12 protein-coding genes are annotated in these 12,758 nt (G+C 63.6%); 7 read left to right on the top strand and 5 right to left on the bottom strand.

What is annotated here, in order from left to right:
• Positions 1-60: 60 nt before the first annotated feature.
• Together WBA38_RS17745 and WBA38_RS17740 are read right to left on the bottom strand one after the other, a co-directional pair.
• Positions 61-1,683, bottom strand: coding sequence for a glycoside hydrolase family 13 protein (locus WBA38_RS17745; RefSeq protein ID WP_424293825.1), 1,623 nt, complete (start codon positions 1,681-1,683; stop codon positions 61-63).
• Between the two features lie 69 nt (positions 1,684-1,752).
• Positions 1,753-2,145, bottom strand: coding sequence for a globin (locus WBA38_RS17740; protein WP_424293824.1), 393 nt, complete (start codon positions 2,143-2,145; stop codon positions 1,753-1,755).
• Between the two features lie 148 nt (positions 2,146-2,293).
• On the opposite strand from WBA38_RS17740, the gene WBA38_RS17735 reads away from it, so the two are divergent.
• A complete protein-coding gene (locus WBA38_RS17735; protein WP_424323226.1) occupies positions 2,294-2,542 on the top strand; it encodes a hypothetical protein in 249 nt (82 codons plus the stop codon).
• Positions 2,529-3,011: a DUF5130 domain-containing protein gene (locus WBA38_RS17730; protein WP_424323225.1), complete on the top strand. Its 483-nt coding sequence runs from the start codon at positions 2,529-2,531 to the stop codon at positions 3,009-3,011. Before WBA38_RS17735 ends, WBA38_RS17730 begins: the two co-directional genes overlap by 14 nt.
• Before the next feature lie 56 nt (positions 3,012-3,067).
• On the opposite strand, the gene fadD1 is transcribed toward WBA38_RS17730, so the two are convergent.
• A complete protein-coding gene (fadD1, locus tag WBA38_RS17725; protein WP_424323224.1) occupies positions 3,068-4,657 on the bottom strand; it encodes a fatty-acid--CoA ligase FadD1 in 1,590 nt (529 codons plus the stop codon).
• Between the two features lie 161 nt (positions 4,658-4,818).
• On the bottom strand, positions 4,819-7,407 hold the full coding sequence (gene pepN / locus WBA38_RS17720; RefSeq protein ID WP_424323223.1) for an aminopeptidase N: 2,589 nt from the start codon (positions 7,405-7,407) through the stop codon (positions 4,819-4,821).
• A gap of 98 nt (positions 7,408-7,505) precedes the next feature.
• Here pepN and WBA38_RS17715 point away from each other — a divergent pair, with 98 nt between their 5' ends.
• Together WBA38_RS17715 and WBA38_RS17710 are read left to right on the top strand one after the other, a co-directional pair.
• Positions 7,506-8,126, top strand: coding sequence for a DsbA family protein (locus WBA38_RS17715; protein WP_424294452.1), 621 nt, complete (start codon positions 7,506-7,508; stop codon positions 8,124-8,126).
• 40 nt (positions 8,127-8,166) lie between these two features.
• Complete coding sequence (locus tag WBA38_RS17710) at positions 8,167-9,414, top strand: MFS transporter (RefSeq protein ID WP_424294451.1); 1,248 nt, start codon at positions 8,167-8,169, stop codon at positions 9,412-9,414.
• Here the strand turns inward: WBA38_RS17710 and WBA38_RS17705 are convergent.
• Positions 9,411-10,430, bottom strand: a complete 1,020-nt coding sequence (locus WBA38_RS17705) for a M48 family metallopeptidase (protein WP_424294450.1) — start codon at positions 10,428-10,430, stop codon at positions 9,411-9,413. The genes WBA38_RS17710 and WBA38_RS17705 overlap by 4 nt on opposite strands.
• Before the next feature lie 31 nt (positions 10,431-10,461).
• On the opposite strand from WBA38_RS17705, the gene WBA38_RS17700 reads away from it, so the two are divergent.
• The 3 genes from WBA38_RS17700 to WBA38_RS17690 all read left to right on the top strand — a co-directional run bounded on the left by WBA38_RS17700 (position 10,462) and on the right by WBA38_RS17690 (position 12,756).
• A complete protein-coding gene (locus tag WBA38_RS17700; protein WP_424294449.1) occupies positions 10,462-10,935 on the top strand; it encodes a ribose-5-phosphate isomerase in 474 nt (157 codons plus the stop codon).
• Between the two features lie 6 nt (positions 10,936-10,941).
• Complete coding sequence (locus WBA38_RS17695; RefSeq protein ID WP_424294448.1) at positions 10,942-11,775, top strand: Fpg/Nei family DNA glycosylase; 834 nt, start codon at positions 10,942-10,944, stop codon at positions 11,773-11,775.
• Between the two features lie 102 nt (positions 11,776-11,877).
• Complete coding sequence (locus WBA38_RS17690; RefSeq protein WP_424294447.1) at positions 11,878-12,756, top strand: PE-PPE domain-containing protein; 879 nt, start codon at positions 11,878-11,880, stop codon at positions 12,754-12,756.
• The last annotated feature ends 2 nt before the right edge of the window (positions 12,757-12,758 follow it).

The raw sequence follows: 12,758 nt of genomic DNA, 5'->3' as shown, positions 1-12,758 counted from the left end.
CACTACGTCAGACGTAGTGCGGGAATCAACGCATCATGCGGGAACGCCGAAGGGCGGGGGTTACACCAGCCAGGCGGCTGATCCCGGGACCAGTAGGCCACCTTCGAGGGGGGTGCTGACGAGCAGGATTTGGCCGGGAGGCAGGGGGACCGGGTGGTTCGAGGCGTTAAGGGCGCAGATCAGGCCACCGGAACGACGGAAAGCGAGGCAGCCCTCCGGGGCGCCGTACCACTCGATGGTGTCGCCGGAAAACTCCAGCCGCGCGTAACGCAACTCCAGGGCCTGTCGGTACAGCGACAGGGTCGAGTAGATGTCCTCGAGCTGGGCTTCCACGGTCAGGCTGGCCCAGTCGGCAGGCATGGGGAGCCAAGTGCTTTCGCCGTTGGTGAAGCCAAACGGAGGTTCGGTGCCCTCCCACGGCATTGGTACGCGGCAACCGTCGCGGCCACGGTCCGTGTGCCCCGAGCTTTCCCACACCGGGTCGACGAGGGCTTCGTCGGGCAGGTCCACGTTCGGCAGGCCAAGCTCGGCACCGTTGTAGATAAATGCGGTGCCGGGTAGTGCCAACTCGAGCATGATCATCGCGCGGGCACGGGCGGTGCCAATGGCGAGCAAGTCGTCGGGCGTCAAACCCTCCGCGGCGGCACCGGTCGGCAGGTAACGGGTCACCTCGCGGGGCACATCATGGTTCGACAACGTCCAGGTCGGGACGGCGCCGACGGCAGCGGTCGCGGCCAGCGATTCGGTAACCGCTTCCCGAATTTCGGCAGCGTCGAATTCGACAGTCGCGAGGCGGAAGTTGAAACCCAAATGCAGTTCGTCGGGCCGCACGTACTTGGCAAAGGCCTCGTTTGAGTGGACCCAAATTTCGCCGACGTTAAAGGTCCCTGGATATTCATCCATCACCGCGCGGATGGCTCGGTGGATTTCGTGGACACCGTCGTCGTTGAAACGCGGATCATCGTCGGTGTGTTTCAGGATCTCCGACGACGCCGTCATATCGGGAAGTCCGGCCGGTTTCGCCATCCCGTGTGCCACATCGATCCGGAAGCCATCGATGCCGCGGTCGAGCCAGAACCGCATCGTGGTCTGCAGGTCGGCGAGGACTTCGGGGTTGTCCCAGTTCAGGTCGGGCTGTTCCGGGGCAAACAGATGCAGATACCACTGGCCGGGCCGCCCGTCGGCTTCGGTCACTCGCGACCACGCCGTGCCGCCGAAGACGCTGGTCCAGTTGTTGGGTGGTTCGTCACCGTCGACACCGCGACCATCGGCAAAAATGTAGCGGGCCCGCTCCGGGCTGCCGGGTGCAGCACCCAACGCAGCCGAGAACCACGGATGCTGGTCGCTCGTATGGTTCGGTACCAAGTCCATCGTCACGCGAATATCCCGGTCATGGGCTTCACGGATCAGTTGGTCGAACAGTGCCAAATCGCCGAACAACGGATCGATGGCGCGCGGATCGGACACGTCGTAGCCGTGATCGGCCATCGGCGACCGCATGATCGGCGACATCCAGATTGCGTCGACGCCCAGCAGTTCGAGGTAGCCGAGTTTGTCGATGATGCCGGCGAGATCGCCGACACCGTCGCCCGAGAGATCGGAAAACGATCGCGGATACACCTGGTAGATGACCGCCGATCGCCACCACTGGGTGCCGTAGTCCGCGGTGCCGTAGGTCATCATCTGCTGATCCACCGTTTTGCCGTCCCTCACTGTTCCACTCTTGCCTGATCTGTGCCGTGCCTGTCGGTGCTAGTACTCGGAGTTCACCAAGGACTGCGCCGCCATGTTCATGTAGTCGGTCATTGCCTTGCGGTGCTCGTCGTCCATGATCGATGATTCGATGGATCCGATCGCGATGTGCATGCATCGCAGCCATGCGTCCCGCTGGATGGGGCCGATGGTGTACGGCACATGCCGCATCCGTAGACGCGGATGGCCGCGTTCGTCGTTGTAGGTGTGCGGTCCGCCCCAGTACTGCTCCAAAAACATGCGGAGACGACGCTCTGCCGGACCCAGGTCTTCTTCCGGGTACATCGGCTTCAGAATTTCATCGTTTGCCACCTCTTCGTAGAAGCGGGCAGTGATGCGGCGGAAGGTTTCGTGACCGCCTATTTCCTCGTAGAACGTGCTCACTTGTCCCATTGTCCACTATCGGTGCGATTCGCCGTCTACGACACTCTGTAGGCCCTCGGGCGACAGGCGGTAGTCCGGTGCGTTAAATTGGACGCAGATGATCTGCAATCGGCAGGTCTGTGCGCTTAGCGTCGAGCGCTTGTCGAAAGGGTCGGGTGTGGACCAGCTTCTTGTCCCAGTCGGAATGACCGTCGTGGTGCTGTGCCTGTTGGCAGTCGCGGCCTGCGTCGTCTCCATGATTTTCTCGCATGGATTGAAGCGACCGAAGATTAACGAATACACGCTTGACCAGCCTTGGGTCAGCGGCCCGACGCTGTTCAGTGCGACCGAGATTGAGCCCATGGCTCTGGCCCGGCACTTTGAGCCCGGCGATGTCGAAGGAGGATCTGCAAGTGGCAAGTGGTGACCTGACCCAGAAGTACACTGCTGTCGCCCCGGCGAACAGCCTCCCCCTGGGGACCGTCGTGACCAACAGCGGTCGCGTTTCGGTGGCCCTGTTTCCGGGCGACGGCTTCGACACCCCGCCGTTCAGCAGCCACGAGCTCATCATGCTCGACGAGGCGTTGAGCCAGGCGAGCGAAGTGGCCAACGTTCGGTTCTCCGTCTACATCGGTGAACTTGGCGATAACGCCGTTGCCGGTGCCCGCGAGATCCTGGCGCAGGCTCCAGAGCCCGCCCACGGCGCACTCATCGCAGTGTCGCCGAACTCGAAAGACGTCGCTGTCGTTTCGGGCTCGGACGTTGCCGGACGCGTCAACGACCGTGTCGCTGAACTCGGTGTTTCGGCCGCGCTGTCGTCGTTCAAGCAGAACGACCTCATCGACGGCCTGGTGTCGGCACTGCGCGTGATGGCGACCGCCGTCGAGCGCCCCTGATCTACCACTAAAGTGGGCCCCGCCGGATTCGGCGGGGCCCACTTTGTGTTCGGCCGCTACACGAGGGTGTAGGTGCGATCGCGTTCGCCGCGCTCCCACAACTGGTCATTGCCGACGGTGGTCGATTCGGCAGCCAGGGTCCGCTTGATGATCTTGTTCGTCGCGGTCGCAGGCAGTTCGGCAGCGATCCGCACATACCGCGGCCAGGCCTTGATGGACAGGTCGGGCTGAGCAGCCAAAAACTCGGCGAACTCGTCGGGGGTGAGGGTGGCACCGTCGCGCAGGACCATCGCCGCCATGACCTGATCCCCGACCGCGTTCGGGTCGGGAACACCGTAAACGGCGACCCGACTGAGCTGATCGAGGCGGGTCAAAATCCGTTCGATCGGGCCAGCCGCCAGGTTTTCACCGTCGACGCGCATCCAGTCGGCGGTACGGCCGGCGAGGTAGATCCAGCCGTCAGCGTCCACATATGCCAGGTCACCGGACCAGAACATGCCTCCCCGCATCCGCTCAGCATCGGCTTCGGGATTGTTGTAGTAGCCGGTGAAGAAGCCGGGGCCGGTGCTGTTGACGAGTTCGCCGACCGCTTCGGTGGCGTTTGTCAGTGCGCCGGTGTCATCGAACTCGGCGACGGCACATTCGACGTTGGTCTCGGGGTTGTAGACCGCGACACCGGGCAAACCCCGGCCGATGGAGCCAAGCGGGGTATCCGCCTCACGGGTAATGATGACGGCGTTCTCGGTGGAGCCGAAGGCGTCGACGACGGTGGTGCCGAAACGGCGAGAGAACTCGGCGATGTCGCGGTCGGAGGCCTCATTGCCGAAGCAGATGCGCAGACCGTTGTCGGCATCGTCCGGCTGTGGCGATGTTGCCAGCACGTAGGCGAGCGGCTTGCCGACGTAGTTCATGTAGGTGATGCCGAAGTCACGGAGGTCACGAGTGAATCGGGAGGCGGAGAACCGAACGGGCACCAGGGTGCCGCCAACAGCGAGCGCCGGCGAGAAGCAGGCTGCGATGGCATTCGAGTGGAACAGCGGCATCGAGACGTAGAACACGTCGTCGGCGGTGAGGCCGAATCGTTCCACCAGGTTCTGGCCCGCATAGACGATCATCAAGTGCGAGACCAAGACTGCCTTCGGGTCACCGCTGGTGCCCGAGGTGAAGATCATCATGAAGGGGTCTTGGATTTCTGGCGTCCGCAATGGCTTGAGATCACCGGCTGCCGCAACCTTGTTTGCCCAGTCTTGCGACTCAAGATCGACGACCCTGACATTCGGCAGTTCGACGCCATCCAGCAGGGTGCGGTTGGCGGCGTCGGTCATCACCAGTTGGGCATCCGAGCGCTCGATGTCGTGTGCGAGTGCCTCGCCGCGCCGGGTGATGTTAACGCCGACGAGCACGTACCCACCGAGGCCGGCCGCAGCCAGCGAGACCAGCATTTCGGGGGAGTTATCGCAGAGAATCGCGACGTGCGCCGGGCGGTCGGAGTCGAGTTCGGCAATCACGGCAGCGGCGTGGGCTGATGCCCGCGCCACAAACTCCTGCCAACTCCACTCGACAATTTGGTCGTCGGCGTCACGGAATCGGACGGCAATATCCGGGGAATCAGCGCGCGATTGAAGCAGCGTTTGAATCGTATCCATAATCGCAGCTTGGCATAAAAGGCATATGCGGCGCCGTCATATCTGGTAGGACGGCACGAACCATCCCGGATACGGGTAAAGCCGGGACGTTCACCCAGAGAAGCCGCGTTCGCCTCGTCGCTGGGACGAGGCAAACGCGGCTTGATCGGTGAGTGGGAAAGCTACCGGCCTGACGAGTCCAAGGCGCGGGCACGCAGGGCGCGGGCCACGCCGTCGCGCCCTTCGATCACCAGGCGCGCCAAGGCTGGGGGATGATCGTCGGCGAGGAACAAATCGGCCTTGGCTAGGCCCTCTTCGCTGACGTCCCACGATGGGTACAGGCCAACGACGACGGTCTGCGCCACCTCGCTGGTGCGGCGTTCCCACAGCGCCGCAACCGAATCGAAGTAGCGCGATGTGAACGGTGCCAGCAATTGGTCCTGGCCGGGCCGGACCAGACCCTCGACGATGGACCGCACGGTGACATTGGCGATCGAGTCGTCGTCGAAGGCACGGTCCCAAGCTGCGGCTTTGACCTCTGCGGACGGTCGTGCCGCACGGGCGGCCTCGGCGTGGCGGGCACCCGCAGCCGTGTTGTCGCGATCGGCCTCAGCGTCAATTATCTCGAGCCCGATGGTGCCGTGCGCGGCGAGTGCCTTAACGAGCCTCCACCGGAGTTCGTCGTCGATCACCAAGCCCGTCAGCCCGTGATCGGCGGGCGAATCTCCATCGAGCAGCGCTTGCAAGAGGGGCTGCTGGTTGTCGTTGGTGACGCCCGCGAGGAGCGCGTTGACGAACGCCAACTGGTGATCGGAGCCAGCTTCGGCTTCGCCCGCCAACTCGAAGAGGCGGGCGCTGAACTTCGGCCATCCGGTGTCCCTTGCCCACCGTGGGTCTGCGTACGACTCCAGCGCGGCGACGGCCTGCAACAGCACGCGCTGCACCACGCCGACCTCGGTTTCAGCGCCGATACCGGCGCTCACGAGACGGACGAAGTCGCGAGCGGACATTTCCGCCTGGCGGGTCATTTCCCAGGCGGCCGACCAAATCAACGTGCGCGGCATCGGATCAGCGATGTCGGCGACGCGTGAGGTAGCCGTCGCGAGGGACTCCGGATCGAGGCGGACCGACGCGTAGGTGAGATCGTCGTCGTTAAGCAGTACCAGTGCACCGCGCGAAATCCCGATCAGTTCGGGGACCTCGGTGCGCTCGCCCTCAATGTCGAGTTCGACAACGTGACTGCGAACCAGTTGGCCGTCGACGTCTGAGTAGACGCCGACCTTCATCCGGTGTACCCGGGTTTCGCCAGCACCGGGTGATGCGCCCTCCTGCAGCACTGCAAACGAGGTGAAGCGGCCCTCCGCGTCGACCTCGAACTCGGGACGCATCACATTGATGCCGGTGGTCTTGAGCCACTGTGCTCCCCACCCGGACAAGTCGCGGCCCGAGGCTCGTTCCAACGACCCCAGGAGGTCGTCGAAGGTGGCATTCGAGAACCGATGCTCAGCGAAGTACTCTCGCAGCCCCTTCAAGAACGGTTCCAGGCCGACGTAGGCGACGAGTTGTTTCAGGACGGAGGCGCCCTTGGCATAGGTAATGCCATCGAAATTGACCTCGACGGCAGCCAGATCGGGGATGTCGGCGGCGATGGGGTGAGTCGACGGCAACTGGTCCTGCCGGTACGCCCAGGATTTCTCAACGTTGGCGAACGTGGTCCACGCGTTGGTGTATTCGGTTGCCTCCACCTGCGACAGCACCGACGCGAAAGTTGCGAACGACTCGTTGAGCCATAGATCGTCCCACCACTGCATGGTCACGAGGTCGCCGAACCACATGTGCGCCATCTCGTGCAGGATCGTTTCTGCGCGGCGCTCGTACAGGTAGCGCGTGACGCGGGAACGGAAGACGTAATCCTCGAGGAAAGTCACGGCACCGGCGTTTTCCATGGCACCAGCGTTGAACTCCGGGACGAACAACTGGTCGTACTTGCCGAACGCGTAAGGCACGCCGAATACGCGGTGGTAGAAGCCAAAGCCCTGCTTGGTTTCGGTGAAGAGACGCTCAGCATCCATGAATTCGCCGAGCGAGGCGCGACAGTAGAGGCCGAGCGGGATGGTGCCGTATTCGTCGACGTACTCGTCTTGCCAAACGGCGTACGGTCCGGCAATTAGTGCGACCAAGTAGGTGCTCATCAACTCGGTGGTGGCAAAGCGGTGCACCAGCGCGCCGGGATTTCCCGGGGCATCGGCGGCAGGTTCGCTGTCGCGGGCACCGTTGGAAATGACCTGCCAGTCAGACGGCGCGGTCACGGTGACGGTGTACGTGGCCTTCAGGTCGGGTTGGTCGAAGCAGGCGAACATGCGCTTGGCGTCGGCGGTCTCAAACTGCGAATACAGGTACACCGCACCGTCGGCGGGATCGACAAAGCGGTGAAGGCCTTCACCGGTATTGGAGTAGGCGCATTCGGCAACCACTTCCAGGGTGTTGTGCGCCGCGAGGTTGTCCAAGGAGAGTCCGACGGCTTCGTCGAACCCGGAGACGTCAAGGTCGACGCCATTGAGGTTGGCCGAGACCAGGTTTGGGGCCACTAGGTCGATGAAGGTGGACTCGCCCTCGGTGGCGGTGAACGTCACGACGGTAGTCGAGGCGAAACGCTCCACCCCCGGCGCGTCGGCGCCGTTGGTCAGATCGAGGTCGATGCGATAGTTCTCAACGGAGACGATGGCGGCGCGCTGCCGCGCGGCCTCGCGTGTCAGATTCGGTGCACTCACGACTCCAACACTAGTGGCGGAAGGACGACTGCGTCGGAAGGCTTGCATAGCAGGGGCAACATCGGCGGTGACGGCAGTGCCGGTGGTTGAATGGGGACATGGCTGACTCTGCAACCTCCGTTGATCGCGTCGACTTCTGGTTCGATTCCCTGTGCCCGTGGTGCTGGATCACCTCCCGCTGGATTTTGGAAGCGGCTCAGGTCCGAGACATCGATGTGAACTTCCACATCATGAGCCTGGCCGTCCTGAATGAGAACAAGGATGTGCCGGACAGTTACCGCGAGATGCTCAAGACCGCGTGGGGACCTGTCCGCGTGCTGGCCGCAGCGCAGGCGCGCCACGGTGACGCCGTCCTTGCGCCCCTATATGCCGAACTCGGGACTCGGATCCACAAGGACGGTAACCGCGACTTTGCTGACGTGATCCCCGCAGCGCTCGCGGCCGCCGGCCTCGAAGCTGACCTGGCCGATGCCGTCGACTCCACCGAGTTCGACGTCGCGATTCGGAAGAGTCACCACGAGGGGATGGACAAGGTCGGTGACGATGTCGGAACTCCGACCATCCATGTCAACAACATTGGCTTTTTTGGGCCGGTGTTGTCGCGGATTCCGCGTGGCGAGGAAGCCGGTCGGGTGTGGGACGGTGCTCTCGCACTGGCGTCGTACCCGCACTTCTTTGAACTCAAGCGCTCGCGAAATGAAGAGCCCGAGTTCGATTAGCCGGTAGTTTCACGTCCGCGACAGATCTGAATTCGCCTGTATGACAAGCACTCTGGCCGCACCCGAGGTTGTCGCCGTCCAACGAAAGACGTTGTGGACGGTCGTTATCAGTCAGGCCTTCGGCGGGGCTGGGTTGGCTGCCGGTATCGCGGTGGGAGCACTGATCGCCGCGGACATGCTCGGTGGAGACTCGCTGTCGGGTTTGCCCACCGCCATGTTCACGCTCGGATCGGCGCTCACGGCGTTCCTCATCGGTCGCGTGACCAACCGAATCGGTCGACGAGGTGGGCTCGGTGCTGGGTTCACCGCGGGTGGTGTGGGCGCGGTAGGTGTTGTCGTGGCAACGGCAATCTCGTCGCCGGTCCTGCTGTTCGCTTCGCTGTTTGTCTATGGCGCGGGTTCGGCGACCAACCTTCAGGCGCGATACGCCGGTACCGATTTAGCGGCCGAAGACCACCGCGGTCGGGCAATCAGCATCGCCATGATCGCGACCACCCTCGGTGCCGTCGCAGGTCCCAATCTCATTGAGCCGACCGGCAAGCTCGCCGAGGCCGTCGGGTTACCTGCACTGAGCGGTCCGTTCGTGCTCGCTGCCGCCGCCTATCTGATCGCCGGTGGTGTCCTGTTTGCCATGCTGCGACCGGATCCGTACCTGCTGGCACGACGACTGTCGTCTGCCGATGACGAGGCCACGACAGCGGTCGACCGGACTCGGCGAAACCTGCGGCGGCCCGCCATTATCGGGGCCTTCGTCATGATCGTGACGCAGGGGATCATGGTGGCAGTCATGACCATGACGCCCGTCCACATGAACGAGAACCACCACAGCCTGGGTGCCATCGGGCTGGTGATCGGATTCCACATTGGCGCCATGTGGTTGCCGTCGCTGGTGACCGGGCAACTCGTCGACCGGGTCGGTGCGCGCGTCACCGCGATTGCCGCTGGCATGACGCTGTTGGTGGCGGGACTCCTGGCGATGGTGAGTCCACCGCAGGGGCTCTTCTGGTTAATCGTTGCGCTGTCAGTACTCGGGCTCGGCTGGAACCTCGGCCTCATCGCAGGTACGGCGCTCGTCGTCGAAGGGACCGATCCGGCCAGCCGTGCCCAAACGCAAGGCTCAATCGACGTGTGGGTCAACGTGATTGGTGCGGTCGCGGGTGTCGGCTCCGGGCTCGTCATGAACGCCGTCGGCTACGGCACGCTCGCCATCGCCGCCGGTGTGCTCGCGTTGGTAGTCGTGCCTGCGGTGATGCTCGGTGGACGCCGCCGCCAACCATCCGATTCCTAGTAGAGCGAGGTCTGCTCCAACTGGTTCGGCAACGTACCCGGTACCACTTGCGCGGGCAATGGCGGTGTGGGTACCGGTGTCACGTTGCCGCTACCTGAACCGCGGACGAAGGACCGGGGACGCAAGAGGATTGCCCCTGCACGAGTGCGGTCGCGCAGAGCGGCGGCGCGCCAGGTCAGCACCGGGTGCGAACTCATGGCGTTCGCCAGTGTCACGAAGAAGCCTTTGTCGTGCGTCGCACGGTCGGCAAACTGATCGAAATCGAGTGCACTGAGCAGGTACTTGCCGCTCGACATGACGCCGATCGCGGCGTGCCCACCGTCGGGCCGCGTGTAGTAGCCGTAGTTGTCGGCCGTGTATTCCTGGGCTCGTGAGAGCAGCGGGCCAAGGAACGGAATGGCCATGATGACAGTGCTCAACAACTGCCGCCAATAGGACACGTGGCCAGCCGCAATGTGGCCAACCTCGTGGCCGATAACAAACTCCAGCGCTTCCGGGCTGCGTGCCCGACCGCCAACCTCAAACAGGTCCGAGTAGATCACCACGTAGCGCCGGAAGCCGTGACCCGACGCGAACGCGTTGATAGCGCCGTTGCCGTTCATCACGTACCCGTCGGGCACGTACTCGAGGCCGTACCGCGCCGCCGATTCCACCAGCATGCGGTAGCCCTCCGGGAACTGCGTCGGACTGAGTTGCACCGCGCTGACTCGCATCCGCGCGTAATTCAGGCCGCGAGCACCGAAGACCAGCAAGGGGAGAGCGAGGGCGAACAGGTACCACTGCGAAATCCCCGTCAGAATCACCAGCCAGACGACGATCGCATAGGTGGCGATCGCCAGGAGAATCCCAACGGCGAGGACCGGAAGCTCCCACGGGTGTCGCCTGGGTGCGCCCGCGTACAGCGCGGGTGGCCGCCAAACTGCACCCGGCCCGGGTACATCAACGGGAGGTGCGATGATCCGTGGATCGTCGACACCGGGAACTGAGGGAATTGGACCGTGGGTATCCACGTCCACCAATCTACTGGTGCCCCATTACACTGGCCGCATGCGCATTTACCTTGGTGCCGACCACGCAGGCTTTGAACTCAAGAACCAGATCGCTGAACATCTCACGTCCGGCGGCCACGACGTCGTCGACTGCGGTGCTCACGAGTACGACGCCCTCGACGACTACCCGGCCTTCTGCATTGCCGCCGCCCAGCGGACCGTCGCCGATCCGGGCAGTCTCGGAATCGTTCTCGGCGGCAGCGGTAACGGCGAGCAGATTGCCGCGAACAAGGTGCCCGGCGCACGGTGCGCCCTCGCCTGGAGTGTCGAAACCGCCCAACTGGCACGCCAGCACAACAATGCCCAGCTGATTGGCATTGGTGGTCGCATGCATTCGAAGGAAGAGGCTTTGGCGATCGTCGACGCCTTCATTTCGACCGCATGGTCCGACGAAGCGCGGCACCAGCGTCGTATTGACATCCTCGCCGAGTACGAGCGCACCGGCGAGGCACCGGCCCTGCCGGACGCCTGATTTTCCGTGCCCGAAGGGCATGCGCTGCACCGACTCGCTCGTCGGCAGCAGCGACTTCTTGGTGGCCAGCGCCTCAACGTCTCAAGCCCGCAGGGTCGCTTCGCGCACGAGGCCGCACTCCTCAACGGGATGGTGTTTCGTCGTGCCGAAGCTTGGGGTAAGCACCTAATCCATCGGTACGACAATGGCGGTGCTTCGGAGCGTGGACGCGGCACCGCGGTGACCCGCCGCATCGTGCATATTCACCTGGGGATCTACGGTGCGTTCCGTGAGGAGTCGCTCCCGATGCCCGAGCCCACCGGGCAGGTTCGGATGCGCCTGATTGGTGACGAAATTGGGATCGATCTGCGCGGACCCAATGCCTGCGAGATATACACCCCGGAGGATCTCGAACGACTCGTCGGACGGCTGGGGCCGGACCCGCTGCGCGGTGACGCCGATCCCGAGGTTGCCTGGCAGGCGATCAAGAAATCTAAACGCGCCATTGGTTCGCTCCTGATGGACCAAAAGGTGCTTGCGGGCGTCGGCAATATCTATCGTGCCGAAGTGCTGTTCCGGGCTGGCGTTGAACCCCACCGGACCGGGGTCACGATTACTCGCGAAGAGTTCGACGAGATGTGGTCGGACCTGCTGCACCTCATGCCAATTGGCGTGCGCCGCGGGCATATTCACGTTGTGCGACCGGAAGACGACAATGGCGCACCAGCCTATGCGGTCGATCGGCCTCGGACGTACGTGTATCGGCGGGCAGGGGAGCCCTGCCGCCTGTGCAGTACCCCGGTCCTTACCGAAGTGATGGAAGGCCGAAACCTCTTCTGGTGTCCGTCCTGCCAATCGTGACGCACGAGATCCCATCCAGCCCTCAAGCCTCAGGTTCCAACCCTTAGTGGATGCTGCCGCCTCTCCAAGGAACCTCCCAGGTTCGACGGGCACAGTTGCATCATGAACGCAGGACAAAAGTTCACGATTTTGGTTGTCGGGGGCACAGGTGAGTCGTTCGAGGGTGACGACCGCACGCAGGTGACAGGGATGCTCGCGGCGGTGACCGAGCGACTCGACGACCGCTTCGATGCCCGATGGGTTGGATACCCCTCAAGTTACGGGCCGGCACCGTCGTTCGACGGCGTCAGCTATGTCGACAGCCTCAACGTCGGCGTGGCCAATCTTGCCGCCGAGATTCGGGCTGCCACGAAGCCGGTCATGATGATCGGCTACTCGCAGGGGGCCGCAGTAATTCGGACGCTGGTCGCGCACCCGGCGAGCCACCGCCTGCTGGGGTCGGTCGCCGCCGTCGGCTTCGTCGCCGACCCCAACCAGCCGCGCGGCGTCATTGACGGATGTACGGGGTGGGGAGTAGCTGGCGAGGGTGCCAACCTGCCCGAAGGGTTGCCCGCGTATTGGGTGGGTGCTCCGTCGGATGTGATCTGCAATGCGAGCGACGATTCGCTGATCCGCGATATTGCCGACCTCACCGATTCACTGTCGTTCCAACAGTTCCGGCAGTGGCTCACCGGTGCGATAGCCCGAGCGATGGGCGACCGGATGCAGAACTCGGAGGCGACGGAGTTCTCGCCACAGCAATGGCGTCGCGATCTGCGACGACTCCGGACGGCTGTGCGAGAAGTGCGCGGCTACCTGCCAGCGGAGATTTCGATGGGTCGCTGGCGTCTTCGAAACCCGATCGGCGGGCGGCACGTTTCGTATTCCCGCGAGCCGTATCGGCGTGCCCCGCTCACCGACCCCGAGGTGACCGGTTGCGAGGACCTTGCGCACTGGCTGCAACTTCAGGCCACGATGGGGGTGCCCCAGCGGGTGGTTTAGTC

It is taken from the genome of Gordonia sp. (in: high G+C Gram-positive bacteria), from assembly GCF_049647785.1.
In the GTDB taxonomy this organism is placed as follows: Bacteria; Actinomycetota; Actinomycetes; order Mycobacteriales; family Mycobacteriaceae; genus Gordonia.
This window is presented reverse-complemented; position numbering and strand designations above follow the sequence as displayed.

Coding starts and splice junctions, on each gene's coding strand:
- WBA38_RS17745 (WP_424293825.1), bottom strand. CDS start 1,683: ATGATGACCTACGGCACCGCGGACTACGGCACCCAGTGGTGGCGATCG.
- WBA38_RS17740 (WP_424293824.1), bottom strand. CDS start 2,145: ATGGGACAAGTGAGCACGTTCTACGAGGAAATAGGCGGTCACGAAACC.
- fadD1 (WP_424323224.1), bottom strand. CDS start 4,657: ATGGATACGATTCAAACGCTGCTTCAATCGCGCGCTGATTCCCCGGAT.
- WBA38_RS17715 (WP_424294452.1), top strand. CDS start 7,506: ATGGCTGACTCTGCAACCTCCGTTGATCGCGTCGACTTCTGGTTCGAT.
- WBA38_RS17710 (WP_424294451.1), top strand. CDS start 8,167: ATGACAAGCACTCTGGCCGCACCCGAGGTTGTCGCCGTCCAACGAAAG.
- WBA38_RS17700 (WP_424294449.1), top strand. CDS start 10,462: ATGCGCATTTACCTTGGTGCCGACCACGCAGGCTTTGAACTCAAGAAC.
- WBA38_RS17690 (WP_424294447.1), top strand. CDS start 11,878: ATGAACGCAGGACAAAAGTTCACGATTTTGGTTGTCGGGGGCACAGGT.